This is a genomic window from Flavobacterium sp. I3-2 (assembly GCF_013389595.1).
In the GTDB taxonomy this organism is placed as follows: Bacteria; Bacteroidota; Bacteroidia; order Flavobacteriales; family Flavobacteriaceae; genus Flavobacterium.
In genome coordinates, this window is sequence record NZ_CP058306.1 from 599972 (window position 1) to 619135 (window position 19164).

Genomic DNA, 19164 nt, shown 5'->3' on the forward strand with positions numbered 1-19164 from the left:
ATTTTTACAAAATGGAAGCACCTTTAGCAGAACGCATTCGTCCAAAACGATTAGAAGATTACATCAGTCAGACACATTTGGTTGGTGAATCAGGTATTTTAACACAAAACATCAAACGTGGATTAATTCCTTCGATGATTTTTTGGGGACCTCCAGGAACCGGAAAAACTACTTTAGCAGAAATTATTGCTCAAGAAAGTGAACGTCCGTTTTATGTTCTAAGTGCGATTAATGCAGGAGTTAAAGATGTTCGTGAAGTTATCGAAAAGGCAAAAAATAGCGGTGGTATTTTCACAGCAAAAAATCCTATTTTGTTTATTGATGAGATTCATCGTTTTAGTAAATCCCAGCAAGATTCTCTTTTAGCTGCCGTCGAAAAAGGTTGGATTACATTAATTGGTGCAACTACAGAAAACCCAAGTTTTGAGGTTATTCCAGCCCTACTTTCGCGTTGTCAAGTTTACACCTTAAACGCCTTTACAAAAGACGATTTACAAGCTTTATTGGAACGCGCAATCAAAACAGACAATCTTCTAAAAACAAAGAATATTGAATTAAAAGAAGTTGAAACCTTATTCCGAATTTCTGGTGGCGATGGTCGAAAACTTTTAAACACGTTTGAATTAATTGTGAACTCAATTTCTGGAGATGAGATTGAAATCACCAATGATAAAGTTTTACAAGTTGTTCAACAAAATACGGTTAGATACGACAAAACTGGCGAACAACATTATGACATAATTTCCGCTTTTATAAAATCGATTCGCGGAAGCGACCCAAACGGAGCCGTTTATTGGTTAGCAAGAATGATTGAAGGCGGCGAAGATTTAAAATTCATCGCTCGAAGATTGGTTATTTCCGCTTCTGAAGATATTGGTTTAGCAAATCCGACAGCGATTATTATGGCAAATAATATCTTTCAATCGGTTTCAGTTATTGGCTATCCAGAAAGTAGAATTTTATTAAGTCAGTGTGCTATTTATTTAGCTACTTCTCCAAAAAGTAACGCAAGTTATTTAGCCATCGGAAAAGCGCAACAAGTAGTAAAACAAACTGGCGACTTATCGGTTCCGATACATCTGAGAAATGCGCCAACTAAATTAATGAAAGAATTAGGTTACGGCGAAGATTATAAATATTCACACGATTATCCTGGGAATTTTGCTTATCAGGAATTTTTACCCGACGAATTGAGTAATGTTCCGTTTTACGAACCTGGTGAAAACACAAGAGAAAAACAAACACAAGATTTCTTACGTCAACGTTGGCAAGGAAAATATAATTATTAAAAAAGCACTTCTTTCGAAGTGCTTTTTTAGCAATTAGTTAATTTTTAGACGTCCAATTGTTGAATATTTAAAAATATTCTGAAGCGCATCCATATACGATTTACTATGTAATTTCAAGCGGCTTTTTCCACTATTATTAAAAACGATATTGCCTTTACAATCTTTAAGTACAAAAGTTAATTCAGTTGACAAACTTCCTTTACCTCTTGTTAATTCACCAACATATTCAGCACATGGATCTAAACGAACTTCTTGAGGCATCTCATTATCAAAATAAACAATATAACCTAAGTTTTCTAATTTTTGCTTTAAAGCTGTATTCAATCTATATTCGTTAGGTTCTGACTGAAAATCGTATGTTCTTTTCAAATTGATAAATTTCACATCTTGTTTTTGAGCACTCATTCCTAGAGAAAAAAGCGCTATAAATAGCAATATTATTTTTTTCATTTTTATAAAATATTTTTTAATTGAATTAATTCATTAATAGTAACAAATTCTTGTTCGACGTTAGTTTTAAATTCATCAAACCAAACAACCTGAAGTCCAGCATTTAAAGCTCCGTTTATATCTGCATCTAAATTATCACCAATCATCAAACTTTGTTCGGCAAAAACTTTTGCAAGATTTAAAGCGTAATTAAAAATTTCAGGATCTGGTTTTTTAACGCCTGCTAATTCTGAATTTGTAACTGTACAAAAATATTGATTTAGATTGGCATTTTTTAATTTTAATTCTTGAACTTTATCAGGTCCATTTGTAATAATATGCAAATTATATTTAGACTTTAAGTAAGATAAAGTTTCATGAGCGCCTTCGAAAACATGGTTGTAATTGGGTAAATTTTCGATAAACAAATCGGCAATCTGATAGATAATTTCATCTGACGGTTGCATATTTACCATCTTAAAAGTATCAGCCAAACGTGCATAACGTAAATACTCATGCGTAATTTCTTTTTTAGTCATTTTATCCCAATAATAATCGTTAATTGGTTTAAAATGCTTCATAAAATCAGAATGTACATCCAAATTCAAATCTTCGAAAATCTGAAGGAAAGTTAATTCAGAATTCTTCTCGAAGTCATAAATCGTATGATCTAAATCAAAGAAAATATCGGTTATTTTTTCAAAATCTTTCACTATTTTCCTTTTACAATTACAGCATTATCAATATGATAAATCCAATCTTCGATATCTTTATCGTTAAAACGGAAATTCCCTTCGATTGTAACATATTGATCGGTTTTTAATTTTGGAGTCGGCCCTTTAAATTTCAACCCCATAATCGTTTCAGGCCCAGCATTTCCACAGAAAAAACATTGTGCAAAAACATTCTTACTTAATGCATAAGTTTTATTATCGATAGGTACAATAAAACCTTTAGCAACAATTTTCTTCCCTTGTTTAGTTTTCAAATTTGCATTAATAACCGGAAACATCACTTCGCCATAAGTGGGATCTTTTTTCTTCAGAAAGGTAATATTTCCTAATTGTTTCCAGGTAATGGTATCTTTTTGTTGAAAATATTCAAAATCATTTTCTTTTGTTTCGTGATTAAAAGTTGTAAAACTCATCAATGCAAAAGCACTGAAAACAACCGCAGGTAATATATATTTTTTAAGCATTTGCTAATGTTTTTGATATGTTTAAATAATAAGCTTTAATTGCTGGAATTAAGGCTGCTAAAATTCCGACAAATAAAGTCAGTAAGAACAAAACACCTTCTTTTTCCCAAATGAATTCAAACGGATTAAAAGCCATTTTAAATTCAGCCTCGGAAGAAAGTGAAATGAAATACAAAGCGATTCTTCCAAAAATCATTCCGAAAACAAAGCCTGTAATACAAAGTAATAAACTTTCTATCAGAACCAATTTTAAAAGTTGTAAACGTGTTGCACCATTCACACGTAATAAAGCAAATTCGAACTTACGTTCTTTTAAAGTATTATAAAGTGCTACAAAAATACTAATTCCAGAAATCAACATGATTCCGTAAGCTAAATATTGTAAAGCCGTTAAACCAACTCCGAACAATGAAAACAAACGATTGATTTCGATTGCTGGCGAAGCTGCTTGCATTTCGGTATTTTGTGGTATCATTCTTGGCCACGTCACAATTCCCATTTTATTTCGAAACTTTAAAAGAACAGCTGTAATTTCTTTTCCTTCTAAAGAAGTAACTTCACTATGTTCGTGATTACAATCTGCGGTATGTTCGTGATCGTGCATTTCATCATGGTCGTGGTCGTGTTCTTCTCCTTCAGCATGAACATGAACTTCTTCACCTTCGTGGCTGTGATCGTGGTCGTGCATATTCCAAACTGATTCGATATTTGATAAAATCACTTTATCTAAAATCTTTCCGGTTTTAGAAGTAATACCAACAATAGTATAAGGTTTATCTTCATGAACTTCTCCACCTTCTTCAGCATCGCCATGCGTTCCTAAAAAAGTATCTCCAACTTTTAAACCTAAATTTTGAGCGATTTCGTAACCAACAACCACTTCAAAATCTTTTTGAAAAACCTGTCCTTGCATGACTTCACCTCCATATTTTGAAATATAATCAGGTGTAGTTCCGATGATTTTATATCCTTTGTAATTATCGCCGTAAGCCAACGGAATTGCAGAAGCGACAAACGGATTTTCCATCCATTTTTTAGCTTCTAAATAATTGATATTTCCGGGAGGCGCATCGATTTGATAAACTGAAGAAAGCACCAATTGCAACGGACTTCCTTTGGCTCCAAGAACCAAATCAATATCATCCATTGAAGATGAAAACTGTTCTTCGAATTGCTTTTGCAATAAAATCAAAACGGTGATAATAGATACCGAAGCCGTTAAAAGCAAAACGCTTAAAACCGTATTTAGTGGTTTGAACCACATATTTTTCCAAGCTATTTTCCCAATCATATTATAAGTTTATAGCGTTAGTAAATTGTGCTTTCAAACGTTGATCGTGCGTTACAATAATCAACGCAGCTTTGTGTTCGTTTGCCAAATTAGAAAGAAGTTCTGCAACAATTTGTGCATTTTCGTCATCTAAACTTGACGTAGGTTCATCTGCCAAAATCACTTTTGGATTATTGATTAAAGCACGAGCAATATTTACACGTTGTTGCTGACCAATACTCAATTGAGCTGGCAATTTATGTATTTGATTTTCTAAATCGAGTTGCGTTAAAAGTTGAATCGCTTTTTCTTTTGCCTTTTTCCCAGTTGCTAACCAAGAAGCCAAAATCACATTATCTAAAACCGACAAAGCTTCTACGAAATATGATTTTTGCAAAACCATTCCGATATTTTTTCCACGAAAAGCATCTAACTTAGATGGCGAGAGTTTTGATATTTCAGTTTCATCGATAAGAATACTACCTGATGTTGGCGTTAAAAGTCCGCCAAGTAAATGAAGTAATGTTGTTTTTCCTTTTCCTGAACTTCCGGTAATCAAAAGCGTTTCTCCAGATTTGCAAGCTAAATCAGGAAACGAAAAATTTTGTTTACTGTTATAAGAAAACTGAAGATTTTGAGTTGTAATCATTTCAAAAAGTTTGTTTCTAATAATAGCTTGCAATTTAAGAATTTAAATCCAAAATAAATCATAAAATACCATCATCGGCAAAACTAAAATAATCATATTCTGTAATGATGATGTGGTCTAATAATTTGATTTCTAAAACATTTCCGGCATCGGCAATTTTACGGGTGATATTTTTATCGGCTTCACTTGGTTTTAATTGACCTGAAGGATGATTATGAACTAAAATAATCGCGGTTGCAAAATGCTCTAACGCTTGTTTAAAAAGCAAACGAACATCAACCAAAGTTGCGGTTAAACCACCTTTTGAAAGTTGGATTTTCTGTATGATTTTATTGCTATTATTTAAAAGTAAAACCCAAAATTCCTCGTTTTGCAAGTCGCCAATCAAAGGTTGCATGTGTTCAAAAACATCTTTACTTGATTTGATTTGAGTGAGTTGTTTTGCTTCTTCTAAACGACGACGTTTACCGAGTTCTAAAGCTGCGATAATGGTAATTGCTTTAGCTTCACCGATTCCTTTAAACTGAAGTAATTGCTGAATGGATTGTTTACCGAGTTGATTTAAATTGTTTTCGTTTGAAGCTAAAATACGTTTACATAAATCCACAGCCGATTCGTTTCTGCTTCCTGAACCAATTAAGATAGCCAAAAGTTCGGCATCACTTAAAGCAATTTTTCCTTTAAGCATGAGTTTTTCTCGTGGTTTATCATCTTCTGACCAATGTTTTATCGAGAAATGTTTATCTTGATAATCGTCCATATTTCAACAACTTAATAACTAAAGTTACGAAATAGTTTTTGATTTAAACTACAAATTCGATAACATAACGAACCAACAAAAGAAATATAGTTAACGTCCAAGGTAAAGTAGAAAAAACTAAAGACAAAAATTCTTTTGATTTAAAAGAATAACGATTTTCACGCCAATAATAAAAGGTAATCATTGGAAGTAAAAAAATTAACAATATATAAAGCATTGAAAAAATAACAAATCCTATTGTCTCTACAACTTTGTCATTTGGCACAAGATAAAAAACAAAGTACAAAAACAATCCTGCAAAAACACAACTAAACAAAAGCAAATAATCTGAAAGTTTATACTTCATAAATAATCTATATAGTTAATTTATTTCAATCGATTCAGCGTTTCAATATCTAACAAACCTAAATCGTAATAATGCTTAAATTCATTTCTAAAGTATTTTAAATGAATTTCACTATTCTGTATGAATTGAATTTTTTCTTTCACACCGCCTCTGTAATGTATGATTAAATAATTAGAAATTCCATAAGAATTTGACGGACGAAATCTACTTGGTGAAAACTTATCAACATAATCGTAGTTTGAAATATCTAATCGATAAACATTAGTAAAATCAAATAATTTTCCGTTTACATCAATATAATCTCGATAAAAATGTAGTTTACCAATCACCGTGAATGCAACATTTTCATAACGAAAATAATTTCCAACATTTACATAAGTAACATAAAACATTACTAAGAAAATCACAGAATAGAATAACACGTTAGTTAATGAATTATTTGGAAAATAACTTTCTAAAATCCAAGCAAGTACGATAATTAAAAAAATTAAAATTAAAGATTTTGTTTCCATAAAAGCATAGAACTTATTTGGTGGCGTATCTGAAACTTCAACTATTTTAAAACCTTCTTCGGGATAAATTCTCATGAGTTAAATTTAAATTAAAAAAAAACAATCCTAAGCATTACATCTAAAAAATTAATTTAGTATCCTTTTTTAACATTAGATTTGTAAATAGAAACTCAAATGCGATTTATGAAAAAGTATAAAATATTGTATATTATTCTTTCCGTTTTTCTTATTTATTTCATTTATAAAATAACTCTTTTTTTTATAAATGAAAATGCTATTGAATTTAAAAAAGATTACCCCAGCTTAATTATACAAGACATTATCCCTATTAATAAAGACAGAATTACATATTTAAACAGTTGTTACATAAAAGATAAATATGCAGGTGAGAACGTATTAATTGATAATAAATTCTATCTTCAAATAACTTTATTGGGGACTTCAAATAAAAAATTTGATATTACTAAAATCGATAAAGAAATTGAGATAAAGGCTCCTAATTTATTTTATAATCCTGAATATTTAGATTTAGTGGGAGGTTATATAAATGTGAGTAAATATCCATTCAATAATCCAAATCTTTTTTTTACAAGTAACGCATCTTCTATTCGTACTAATGAAAACATTTTTTTTGAACTAGAAATTGAATCTGGCTATTTTGATAAAATGCCAAGTGTTTTAGAACCTACAAATATTTTTATTTCTTTTGGTAATATAAATGAAGCTTATTTGGGTATTATTTTTTACACGAAATATAATTCTGTTAGTTTTATAAATCATAATGGAAATTTATATCTATTAAATTTAACCCCTTTAAAAGGAGTAAGTTTTAAAAGTCTACACGAATTAATAAATCAACAAACCTGAAATATTGAACATCTGAAAAAAAATCACAAAAAAAGCGACCTTTAAAAAGTCGCTTTTGTTTTATGAAATTATCGTTTGAACTTCGTCAAAATCTAAACCTCCGTAATTTCCAGAACTCATTAACAAAAGAACCGAATCATTAAACGGTTGTTCTTTTAAGAAATTCTGAAATTCTGTTGGATTGGTATAAACAATTAAATCGTTTCTGTTAAAAGCCGATTCAATTTGTGTTTTAGAAATTTCTTCTAATTTTTTAATAGCAACAGCATCTGGCGAATAGAAAACAACTGCAACATCAGCAGCATCTAAAGCACCTTCATATTGCGATAAGAATTCGGCATTTAAACTCGAATACGTATGCAATTCTAAACATGCAATTAATTTCTTATTCGGATATTGTTTTTTAACCGCTTGTGTTGTCGCACTAACTTTACTTGGCGAATGTGCAAAATCTTTATAAGCAACAGCAGATGAAGTTTCTGCAATTTTCTCTAAACGTTTTGCCGCACCTTTAAAACTTTGAATGGCTTCATAGAAATCTTCTTCATCGATTCCCATGTTTTGGCAAATCCATTTTGCACCGGCTAAATTATTTAAATTATGCGCTCCAAAAACTTCAATTGGCATTGGACCATCTGGAGTTTCTAAAAGTGTAACACCATTTTCAATCGTATATTCTGGAGTTTCGTAAGGCATTTTACGAATTGGCTTTGTAGCTTCTTCAACAATCTGTTTAACCGTTGCATCTTCTTCGTTATAAACTAAAATTCCGCCATCGGTAATTTTATCAATGAAGATTTTAAATTGGTCTACGTAATTTTCAAACGTTGGAAACACATTGATATGGTCCCAAGCAATTCCGCTAATTAAAGCGATATTTGGTTGATACAAATGAAACTTCGGACGTAAATCTGTTGGAGAAGATAAATATTCATCCCCTTCCAAAACAATAAAATCGTTATTTTCTGTTAAATGCACCATGGTTTTAAAACCTTCTAATTGCGCACCAACTAAATAATCTACCGCGCGATTGTGGTAATGCATCACGTGAAGCACCATCGAAGTAATCGTTGTTTTACCGTGTGAACCACCAATAACTACACGTGTTTTATTTTTTGAATGTTCGAAAATAAATTCGGGATATGAATAAATATGTAAACCTAATTCTTGTGCTTTTAAAAGCTCAGGATTATCAGCTTTTGCGTGCATTCCTAAAATAACCGCATCGATGTCAGAAGTTATTTTATCTGCAAACCAACCCATTTGTTCTGGTAATAAACCTTCGTTTTGTAAACGGGTTTTCGAAGGTTCAAAAATAGCATCGTCACTTCCGGTAACTACATCACCTTTTTCATGTAAAGCTAATGCTAAATTGTGCATAGCGCTTCCGCCAATTGCTATAAAATGTACACGCATTTGATTTCTGTTTTTTAATCTAAAATAGTAGCGTAAATCTACAATTTTTTTTTATTTATTAAATTCAATATAATCTCTAAAATAACCACATTCATTGATTACTTCTTGATAATATTTGGTATCGGCATAATTTTCCTTCAAACTCTTAAAACTATTCCAATCTAAGAATTTTTGACTAGATTTCATCTTGTTGAATTTTTTAAAACCCATACTGTTTTTAGAAAAATAATTATTACGTTCAATCTTAGCCAACATAAAAGTTGCCTTAGCACGTTGTTCATCATTTTGAGCAGCATTCAAGGCGATATTATAATATTTAAAAGCTTGATTGAAATCTAAAACAACATTTGCATTTTCAACATCAACAGCTAAATTAGAATTCGACAAATTATTATTAATTATAGGATTATAATAAAAAGCTCTTGCATTACCGTAATAAGACGTATTATAATATGCATTTCCGATTAACAAAGCATTATTAAAAACATCTTGATTATTATCAATATTAGTCTGCATTTCTTTCATTTTCAAAAGCATCGTCAAAGGTGTATATTTTACCTTTTGTACAGCTTCATGGTCACAATCGCTACAATCAGAAATTCTTCCGTTAAACGGATTTCCAAATAACTCTTTTAATGGGCTTTCTAAATTTCCACTATTTTCAACTTCATATCTTCTTGTATCGTAATTAAAAAAACGAATTGGCATTGGTTTCATTTTATGATAAAATGCAATAGCTTCGTCTATATTTCCAGATTGATATAAATAAATTGCTTTGCATTGATATAAATCATTAATGCTATGTTTGTAAACTTTGACAAATAATTTTTCGAAATCGGATTTATTCTTTTTTTCAAAAAGCTGAATCATTTTATCTAGATTTTTTTCTTGAATAATGAAACTTTTATCTGAATAAATAAGTTCTGACATTAAACCATTGCTTTGATTTTTATATAAAACCGAAAGATATTTTTTTATCCAAACGGTAGCATAATCAATTCGTAAAGTTCCAAAACTTAAATCATTTTCTGTATTTAAATAGAGCCAATTTAAATCATCAATTAAAGCTTTTTCATTATTTGAATTTGCTTTATTTAATTGAGAGATTTTATTAATTAACTGAAACAAGCGAATTTGATTTTTAGCTAATTGATTATCTTTATTAATATTTTCAGAAGCTGCTATAAATTGCTTATCTGCTTCTTTGAAATTTCCTTGAAAAACATTTAAATATCCAGTTGCTAAATTCCATATTTCAGGATTACGAAGTTTATTTGGTTGTGCAGTAACTTCACAAATCCATTTAAATTGATTTTGATTTATTGCCCTTTTTACTTCTTTGTGATATTTATTTAATGAATTTAATTCCTTTTCTTGATAAACATTTATATTACTTTCTTGATTATTTACCCAACGAGAAAGTAAGAAATTTATATGCTCGCTTTGAGAATCGATTTTATAAATCTCTTGCATCGCTTTAAACTCATCGGTATAATAACCATAAATTGCCCACAATGATGCTTTAATTTCTTTAGTCGGAGCTGACTCCACTTGCTTTAAAAAAGTAGTTTCATCTTCTGGATGAAAAAAGAAAAGAGCATTTTTTCTCAGTTTAGGAATTTCATCAAAAATTTGAGCATATAAAACATTAGACTTATTATAATTACGTTGTTTATAAAAAACTCCAGCAACATATTCCAAAGCTTTATAATACAATAAATTTTTAGGTTGGTTTTTAGAAGTTGAATCAAAAAAAGTAATTACATCATTCGGATTATAGGAATAAAATTTAGCTTTCATTAACTGAAACCAAATGCGATTCTTATAAAAATCACTTCTATTTTCTAATTGATTATAATATTCTTCAATTGTAGCAATCGTTTTTGAATCTAAACTTTTGTATTCGTTATTATCATAATCCCAATAATAATCATACCGAATTGAAAATTTTTCTATTTCTTTGGCTATTTGCAAAAATTCTAAAAAGTCTTTAGCTTCTTGATTTTTTAGATTTAATTGATATTTCGCATCCTTAACTGATTCTTTATTTATCAACTTAGGAATATATTGAACTGCTGTATCATTTAACAGATAATATGCAATTGCATCTTTAGATTCGGACTTTCCAATATAATTTGACCAATCCGAAACAAAATCAGAATTAAATCGATTAACATTATCCAAATTTTCGTAACCATAAAACAAATCTTGAGGCGCATAAAACATGGATTGATACGATTCATCAACAACCGCTTCGGGTGTAAACATGGATTGATAATCATAACCAAACCATTCAATATAACCACAGGCGTAAACATATATTCCTAAACTAGAAATAATCATGAAAAACGTCAACCCTATCTTTTTAAAAATCTTCATGTTTTATGCAAACTTTTATTTTTCTATACCTAAATACTTTCTAAAATAACCACATTCTTTGATTACTTCTTGATAATATTTGGTATCAGCATAATTTTCTTTTAACTGTTTAAAACCGTTCCATTTTTTAAACATGACATCGCCATATCCCCAATATCTATCTGTACTAAAATATTGATTGTAATAAAAATCATTACGTTCAACTTTTGCAAGCATATAAGTAATTTTGGCTCGTTGTTCGTTATCAGTTGCAGCTTTAAAAGCTATTTCATAATATTTCTTAGCTTGAGATAAATCAAATAATTTATGCTGATTTTCTTTAGATATATAATTACTTCCATCTTCTCCGAAAATAGCATTGTAATAAAACGAACGTGCATTTCCGTAATACGAAGTATTGTAATACGCATTTGCTAGTAACAACGCATTGTTATACACATCGTTACCGACTTCGACATTTGTACGCATTTCTTTCATTTTACGAAGCATATCTAAACTCGAATATTTTACAGATTGCTTCGCTTGATGATCGCAATCGTTACAATCTTTAATTTTTCCGTTAAACGGATTTCCGTAAAGTTCGCGTTTGTTGTAGTCGACAAAATCTGTTACATATTTACTAGAATCGTAATTATAAGTACGCATTTTAATTGGATATATTTTCTCGAACATCGCAATAGCTTCATCTAACTTACCAGCATAATACAGATTAATTGCTCTGCATTCGTAAATATCGCTGATGTTATACGGATACAAACCAACAAACAATTCTTCCCAAGCGGTTTTATTTTTCTTTAAGAAGAAGCTTTCCATCGCATTTCCGTTTTTCTCATTTTCATAAAAAACCTTGTCCGATTTTAGAATTTCAGACATCACCAAATCGCCTTGACTTTTATACACCGATGATAAATAATTTTTAACCCAACTGATTGCATAATTAGAACGGAAAGGATTTTGATAATCGTACTTTTCTGGAACTTCATACAACAACCAATTTAAATCTTCAATTAAAGTTGCTTCTTCTTTTAAAGAAATGGTTTTTACTTGCGAAACTTTATTAATCAAATTCATCAATCGGATTTGATTTTTTGCTAATTGGTCGCCAGCTTTCACATAAATTTTAGCTTGGTCAAATTGTTTTTCTGCAACTTTAAAATTTCCTTGAAACGTATTCAAATATCCCGAAGCTAAATACCATAATTCAGGATTTTGAAGCAAGTCTGGTTTTGAAGCAACTTCATTAATCCATTTAAATTGTTTTTGATTGATGGCTTTAGCTACTTCTTTATGATAATTTCCTGGTGTAGAAATCGCTTTTTCTTGATAGATATTAATCGAATTTTCTTGAATATTTACCCAACGTGTCAACAAGAAATTGATATGTTCGCTCTTCGAATCGATTTTATAAATCTCTTGCATGGCTTTAAACTCATCGGCATAATAACCATAAATTGCCCACATTGCAGCTTTAACTTCTTTGGTTGGAGCTGATTCTACTTGCTTAAAAAAAGTAGCTTCATCTTCTGGATGAAAATTATACAATGCTTCTTGTCTTAACTGAGGAACTTTATCAAAAATCTCCGCAAACAAAACATTGGATTTATCATAGTTTTTCTTCTGATAATAAACTCCAGCAACATAACCTAAAGCACGATAATACAATAAGTTTTTAGGTTGACTGGCTTGTGTTGCATCAAAAAAAGTAACCGCGTCATTTACATTGTTCGAATAAAACTTGGCTTTCATTAACTGAAACCAAATTCTGTTTTTATAAAAATCGTCTTTGCTTCCTAATTTATTATAATAATCTTCGATTGTTGAAACGATTTTAGCATCTGCTTTTTCTTGATTCTTATTTTCGTAATCCCAATAACTATAAGAATTTGTAGCATATTGTTCTACTTTTTTGGCAATTTGAAGAAACTCAAGAAAATTTTTAGCTTCTTGATTTTTTAGATTCAAACTATATTTTGCGCCAGAAACCGATTGTTTATTAATCAATTTAGGAATGTATTGCGCAGCGGTATCATTCAATAAATAATAAGAAATAGCAGCTTTTGGTTCTGATTTACCAATATAATTTGTCCAATCAGAAACGATATCATCTTTAAATTTAGTCGTATAATCTTCTAATGGATTATAATTATAAAATAAATTGTACGAATCAAAAAACATAGGTTTGTACGATTTATCTACAAATGTTTCAGGTGCAAACATCGAATTAAAATCGTTGCCCCACCAACCATCGGCACAACCGTAAGAATAAACTCCGTAACCAAAAACGGATAACAAACTAAAACTTAGTAACGACTTTCTTAAAAAATTCATTTTCATAATAATTGGTATTGGTTTTATCGAAATCATAAAAAATAATTTCGGTTGGATTTGTTTTCATTTTTTCGCTCAAATCAGCCATCATTTCTTCTACTTGTTTTGCCGATGTACTTTCGATTTTCACGACATCGCCTTTTTTAAAATAAGTCCCAAAATACGATTTACCTTCTTGAACTACATAACGGTTTTCGTCTATTTTTTTGAAGTTAGCAATCGTATCTAATTGCTCAGAACGAATGCGACTTATCAAATTAATTGGTTTTCGATTTCGTGTATGCACCAACCAAGAATAAACGGGCAATGCAACATTTAATTTCAATGGATAATTTGCCAAACTATTTGTGTACTTTGAAGCAACTTCTCTATCATAAATAGAATTCAACGAATCGGCTGCAATCGTTCCCATATTGTAATACATCAAAACGCCTTCATCGACATTTGGAACTCCCGTTTTCTCGAAATATTTTATTTGATGTAAACGAATCGTTGCGCTTAATTTTAAATTCGATTGTTTTTTTATTTCATCAACCAAAGCAAAAAATTGCGCCTTACTTTTTAAACTCCAATCGCAATCTAATTGAATTTCGTTTATAGAAATTTGATTTTTCGAATTGATTTGATTGATGTACGTTACTATGTTTTTTGCTAATTCTTTTACTTCTAAATTCGGAATCAAAACCACTTCGTTTTTGATGTAAACTACTGGGATGATTTGTAAATTCTTAGGTATTGAATCAAAAGTTATAGCTGAAATCGGAATTGGTTTTCCGCCTTTTAATCCAACATCGAAATACCGAACATACATTTTATCGATACCATTTTGTTCCAAAAAATCGACGTCTGCACTATCTAACTTGAATTGAGTTTTCCAATAATAAAAAGATGTGGCAATATTGTTTTCTTTTTTTGAACAACTTAAACCTAGTAATAAAATTAAAAGCCAAAAGATTTTTTTCATTGAATAAAAATACAAAAATAAAGGGCACAAAAAAACCGCTTCAGAAAATTCTGAAACGGTTTTTAAAACTTATTACTGTTTAATGAATTATTTCACTAAAGTCATTTCTTCAATTAAGTTTGTTGCACCTGCATATTTATCGATAATGAATAAAATATAACGAACATCAACGTTAATTGTACGTTGCAATTTAGGGTCGTAAATAACGTCACCAGCCATAGCTTCAATGTTTCCGTCGAAAGCTAAACCAATTAACTCACCTTTTCCGTTTAAAACTGGAGAACCTGAATTACCACCTGTAATATCGTGGTCTGTTAAGAAGTTCACGTGTAAAACTCCGTTTTCGTCAGCGTAAGTTCCAAAATCTTTATTGTTATACAAATCGATTAAACGTTGTGGAACTTCAAATTCTTCGTCACCTGCTTTGTGTTTAGCAATTGTACCTTGTAAAGTTGTGTACCAATTTTCGGCAGCATCGTTTACTTTATTTCCTCTTGGTAAGTCAATAACTTTACCGTAAGTTAAACGTAAAGTTGAGTTAGCATCTGGATAATATTTTTTGTCTGGATTTGCTTTTCTTAAACCATCAACTAATAATCTGTAAGATTTTTGGTAATCGTTTTGTAATGTTTTTACGTTTTCTGGAACCGTATTGTATTGTCTAATTAAATCAGAAGATAATTTAAATAATTCGTCGTTATTTAAAACATCTGCATTTGGATTTTCTAAGAAAGCCATTGCTTTTTCTTCTGATGCAAAAATACTATTTGCAAAAGCATTGTTGATATAAGCAGTAAAATCATTATTTGATTTAGAACCGATTTCTTTTACATATGGAGCAATATCAAAACCTGTAGATTTAGTTGCGTATAATTGTAATTGTTTAGCTAACATTTCTTGCTCTAAAGGTAAAGCTAATGTTGCGTAAGATTCGTTGATTCCGTTAACTAAATATGGTTTCATTTCAGCACGTTGCTCAGGGCTTGCTTCCATGTATTGAGAAAAAGCACTTCCTAAACTATAAGGTAAAGCTCCCATATCAGACGTACGTAAAATAGTCATCAAGTAATTATCATGACGTGATTTTTCGTTAGTTGCTGCGTAATAAGCATTGATATCTTCGATAACTTTTCCGTAAGTAGCTTTATTTTCTTTTTTATTTGCCCACTTATTAAAGTCTTTTTCTTCTTTCGTTTTCTTTTCAACCGTTTTGTGAGCTTTTAAAGCATCAATCATTCCTTGACGGTTTTTCCAGTAGTTAGCAACACTTGCGTATTTACTTGCATAGTTTAAACGAACTTCATCGTTTTGGTCCATGTATTTTTTCATCACATCCATTCCTAATCTTGAACCTTCAACCCAAGCTGGATAAGCGAATGAAACGTTTTGCTCGATTCCTTGTGCTGGCATCCAACGGTTTGTACGACCTGGATAACCTAAAATCATTGAAAAATCTCCTTCTTTAATTCCTGATGTAGCAACAGGTAAGTGATGCTTTGGACTCATTGGAATATTGTCTGGAGAATATGGTGCAGGATTACCATCTTTATCAGTGTACACACGGAATAAAGAGAAATCTCCTGTATGACGTGGCCATTCCCAGTTGTCTGTATCTCCACCAAATTTACCGATTGCATTTGGAGGTGTTCCAACTAAACGAACATCTTCGAAATCTTGATAAACAAAGTAGTAATATTCGTTACCTTGAAAAAACGGACGTACAGAAACTGTATATTTTCCACCTTCGTTATTTTCTTGTTCGATTTTAGCGATTTCTGCTTTGATTGCTTTTTCGCGTTCAGCTTCCGTCATGTTAGGATTTGTAACTCCTAAAATACGTTTTGTAACATCGTCCATACGAACAAAGAAACGAACAGAAATGTTTTTTGGAGCGCGCTCTTCTGCTTTGCTTTTAGCCCAAAAACCGTTAGTTAAAATATCGTCTTGTGGCGTTGATAACTCAGCAATCTTATCATATCCACAGTGGTGATTTGTTAAAATCAAACCTTCTTTAGAAATGATTTCTGCAGTACATCCACCATCAAACTGAACAATAGCATCTTTTAATGAATTGTTGTTGATGCTGTAAATTTCTTCAGCTGTTAACTGAAGTCCCATTTTTTGCATATCGCGGTGATTTAAACGTTCAATGAACATTAAAAACCACATTCCTTCATCAGCTTTTACTTTTAATGGTAATGCCATTAAAGCAACTGTTAAGAATAGAACTAATTTTTTCATATTATAATTAAATGATTTCACATGCGAAGATAATTGATTTTATAAATAAAACGAACTTTATATAACATAAACGTCATCTTTAACTTAGTTTTAGTGTTTTAAATTATCAAAACTTCATATTATTTATACTTTTATAACGCTAACTAATAATAAGTATATTCAAGTTGATATTTCTCCATTTCGTTTTCGTCTTTATAAGTAAATGTTTCTAAAAGTCCTCTGTCATTTAATTGGATGTTGTTTTTACCTTTATGAACATGCAACACATTATCATAAAAAATCTCATATTGCGAGTCTGATTTTTTCACAACTTCTTCTCTTAATTTATGGACAACATTTTCACCATCATAAGATGTAACGGTTAATACAAACGGAAATTTGTTTGGAGCCGATTTACTTGTACTTGTCCAAAGTTCATTATCGATATAATAATTGATATTTCCTTTTTCTAGACGTTGTTCTACAAACGAATTTTGTTCTTCAAAACCAACATCATCTTTCATTAATAAAATTCGTTTCATTAACAATTCGTTATCTTTTAAAATATAAAAAGTAGTTTCGTTTGCACCACCTAAATCAGATGTAAAAAACAAAACGTCATCATTGTATCTAATAAAATCTTCACGTTCATCGTGTTTAATTGATTTTAGAATATCATTTTCATATTTAAATTCGGTAGCATAATAAACCGTTTTTCCATCATCATCAAATCGAATCACTTTTATAGGATGATTCAGTTCGTTTAAGTGAATTTGTTCATATTTGGTTTTCTTACCTTTTGGATTTACTTGATAAACGGTAATTGTTTTGACTTTATCTTGATTAAGATTAAAAAACAAATGATGATTTAGAGTGCAAATTTCTGAAATTGAATAATTTTTCAAAAAACGATTCATTACTTTTCTTGATTTTTCAGTGAAATTATCTTGCTTAGGAAGTTGCGCAATTTCTTTTTTATATAACTCGGAATTTGTGATGTAAGATGATTTCTTTTTTTGTCCTAATTGTTCCGAAACAAATTCGGTTGCCAATCGAGAACCTTCTTGCGTTTTTAAATTTGATTTACTTTTTCCGTTCCAAAAAACAATGGCGTCATAAGAAGCGTTAACATCGGTTACATCGATGTATTGACCATCTTCTAATCTAATGTAAGATTGTTTTGTAATATAATTTATCTTAACTTGATTGTGATTAAAATTCTTTAGAAGTTCTTTGTGTTCAATATCATTTCCAGCAATGGTATAACCATCGTTTTGACTTTGAATTTGAATTAAAAAAACTTGAGGTTTACCTGAATTGAAATTTAACGTATCAATTGGTGATTCGATAATAAATTCATCACCTAAAACATCAATTGCTACCACGTCGTCATCTTGTGCTTGCATATTGATTGAAAATAAAAACATAATAAAAAATAAAAATTTGACTTTCATATATAAGTTATAAGTTTGGTTATCAACATTAAAGATATAAAAAAAGTCCCTTCTTTCGAAGAGACTTATATTTTATTTATTTAGCATTAACCAAAGCTTATCTTTTAATTCGGTTAAACCTTGTTGCGCAACCGATGAAATAAACATATACGGAATTCCACCAAAATCTTTATCTAATTGCACACGCATTTCTGTTTTTAATTCATCGTCTAACATATCCGATTTTGAAATAGCAATTAAACGGTCTTTATCTAACATTTCTGGATTATAACGACGTAATTCATCTAACAAAATATCGTATTCTTTCTTGATGTCTTTCGCATCTGCCGGAACTAAAAACAATAAAGTTGAATTACGTTCGATGTGACGCAAGAAATAATGCCCTAAACCTTTACCTTCTGCCGCACCTTCGATAATTCCAGGAATATCAGCAATCACAAATGATTTAAATTCGCGATAAGCAACAATTCCTAAATTTGGTTTTAAGGTTGTAAATGGATAATCACCAATTTTAGGTTTAGCCGAAGTCAACACAGAAAGTAAAGTTGATTTACCTGCATTTGGAAATCCAACCAAACCAACATCAGCTAAAACTTTAAGTTCTAAAATAATATCCAACTCTTCCCCTGGTAAACCTGGTTGTGAATAACGAGGCGTTTGATTTGTAGGACTTCTAAAATGCCAGTTTCCTAAACCTCCTTTTCCACCTTTGGCTAAAATTTTCTTTTCGCCATTTTCTGTAATTTCAAACAAAACTTCTCCAGTTTCTTTATCTTTAATTACAGTTCCTAATGGTACTTCAAGATATCTATCTTCACCATCAGCTCCGGTGCTTCGTGCGCTTCCACCATCACCACCGTGTCCGGCTTTAATATGACGTGCAAATTTTAAGTGATATAAAGTCCATAAACTCTCATTACCAACAATGTAAACGTGACCACCACGACCACCATCTCCACCATCAGGCCCACCTTTTTCGATAAATTTTTCACGGTGCAAATGCGTTGAACCTTTACCACCTTTACCAGAAGCTACATATATTTTTACGTAATCTACGAAATTCCCTTCAGTCATTGTATTTTG

The 19164-nt window shown here is 30.7% G+C and carries 17 protein-coding genes; 2 read left to right on the forward strand and 15 right to left on the reverse strand.

All coding sequences use genetic code 11. The features are described 5' to 3' along the window. Window positions 1-11: 11 nt before the first annotated feature. Window positions 12-1289, forward strand: coding sequence for a replication-associated recombination protein A (locus HW119_RS02960; RefSeq protein ID WP_177761177.1), 1278 nt, complete (start codon window positions 12-14; stop codon window positions 1287-1289). A gap of 33 nt (window positions 1290-1322) precedes the next feature. Here the strand turns inward: HW119_RS02960 and HW119_RS02965 are convergent, their stop codons facing one another. Genes HW119_RS02965 through HW119_RS03000 form a run of 8 tightly spaced genes read right to left on the reverse strand, consistent with a single transcriptional unit; the run spans window position 1323 to window position 6528 of the window. Beyond that, complete coding sequence (locus tag HW119_RS02965; protein WP_177761178.1) at window positions 1323-1739, reverse strand: hypothetical protein; 417 nt, start codon at window positions 1737-1739, stop codon at window positions 1323-1325. 2 nt (window positions 1740-1741) lie between these two features. Further along, window positions 1742-2431, reverse strand: a complete 690-nt coding sequence (locus tag HW119_RS02970) for a YjjG family noncanonical pyrimidine nucleotidase (protein WP_177761179.1) — start codon at window positions 2429-2431, stop codon at window positions 1742-1744. Next, window positions 2431-2916: a hypothetical protein gene (locus HW119_RS02975; protein ID WP_177761180.1), complete on the reverse strand. Its 486-nt coding sequence runs from the start codon at window positions 2914-2916 to the stop codon at window positions 2431-2433. The genes HW119_RS02970 and HW119_RS02975 overlap by 1 nt, the downstream gene beginning before the upstream one ends. Then, complete coding sequence (locus tag HW119_RS02980; RefSeq protein WP_177761181.1) at window positions 2909-4207, reverse strand: ABC transporter permease; 1299 nt, start codon at window positions 4205-4207, stop codon at window positions 2909-2911. Before HW119_RS02980 ends, HW119_RS02975 begins: the two co-directional genes overlap by 8 nt. Window position 4208: 1 nt before the next feature. After that, window positions 4209-4835, reverse strand: coding sequence for an ABC transporter ATP-binding protein (locus HW119_RS02985; RefSeq protein ID WP_177761182.1), 627 nt, complete (start codon window positions 4833-4835; stop codon window positions 4209-4211). Between the two features lie 58 nt (window positions 4836-4893). Then, complete coding sequence (gene radC, locus HW119_RS02990) at window positions 4894-5595, reverse strand: RadC family protein (RefSeq protein WP_177761183.1); 702 nt, start codon at window positions 5593-5595, stop codon at window positions 4894-4896. A gap of 43 nt (window positions 5596-5638) precedes the next feature. After that, a complete protein-coding gene (locus HW119_RS02995; RefSeq protein WP_177761184.1) occupies window positions 5639-5941 on the reverse strand; it encodes a hypothetical protein in 303 nt (100 codons plus the stop codon). 20 nt (window positions 5942-5961) lie between these two features. Continuing rightward, window positions 5962-6528, reverse strand: coding sequence for a hypothetical protein (locus HW119_RS03000; RefSeq protein WP_177761185.1), 567 nt, complete (start codon window positions 6526-6528; stop codon window positions 5962-5964). 108 nt (window positions 6529-6636) lie between these two features. On the opposite strand from HW119_RS03000, the gene HW119_RS03005 reads away from it, so the two are divergent. Continuing rightward, window positions 6637-7320 (forward strand): hypothetical protein, encoded by a 684-nt coding sequence (locus tag HW119_RS03005; protein ID WP_177761186.1) that lies wholly within the window; start codon window positions 6637-6639, stop codon window positions 7318-7320. Between the two features lie 60 nt (window positions 7321-7380). Here HW119_RS03005 and HW119_RS03010 read toward each other — a convergent pair whose 3' ends face one another. The 7 genes from HW119_RS03010 to obgE all read right to left on the reverse strand — a co-directional run bounded on the left by HW119_RS03010 (window position 7381) and on the right by obgE (window position 19155). Further along, window positions 7381-8736, reverse strand: a complete 1356-nt coding sequence (locus HW119_RS03010; RefSeq protein WP_177761187.1) for a UDP-N-acetylmuramate--L-alanine ligase — start codon at window positions 8734-8736, stop codon at window positions 7381-7383. A 51-nt stretch (window positions 8737-8787) separates the two neighbouring features. Further along, complete coding sequence (locus HW119_RS03015; RefSeq protein WP_177761188.1) at window positions 8788-11115, reverse strand: hypothetical protein; 2328 nt, start codon at window positions 11113-11115, stop codon at window positions 8788-8790. 15 nt (window positions 11116-11130) lie between these two features. After that, a complete protein-coding gene (locus tag HW119_RS03020) occupies window positions 11131-13449 on the reverse strand; it encodes a hypothetical protein (RefSeq protein ID WP_177761189.1) in 2319 nt (772 codons plus the stop codon). Continuing rightward, window positions 13409-14407, reverse strand: a complete 999-nt coding sequence (locus HW119_RS03025; protein ID WP_177761190.1) for a hypothetical protein — start codon at window positions 14405-14407, stop codon at window positions 13409-13411. The genes HW119_RS03020 and HW119_RS03025 overlap by 41 nt, the downstream gene beginning before the upstream one ends. 87 nt (window positions 14408-14494) lie before the next feature. Then, on the reverse strand, window positions 14495-16648 hold the full coding sequence (locus HW119_RS03030; protein WP_177761191.1) for a S46 family peptidase: 2154 nt from the start codon (window positions 16646-16648) through the stop codon (window positions 14495-14497). A 143-nt stretch (window positions 16649-16791) separates the two neighbouring features. Continuing rightward, the gene (locus HW119_RS03035; RefSeq protein ID WP_177761192.1) at window positions 16792-18054 is read right to left on the reverse strand and encodes a hypothetical protein; all 1263 of its coding nucleotides are present in this window, start codon (window positions 18052-18054) and stop codon (window positions 16792-16794) included. Between the two features lie 99 nt (window positions 18055-18153). Further along, window positions 18154-19155 carry a GTPase ObgE gene (gene obgE / locus HW119_RS03040; protein WP_177761193.1) on the reverse strand — a complete coding sequence of 334 codons (1002 nt, stop codon included), beginning with the start codon at window positions 19153-19155 and terminating at the stop codon, window positions 18154-18156. Window positions 19156-19164: the final 9 nt, after the last annotated feature.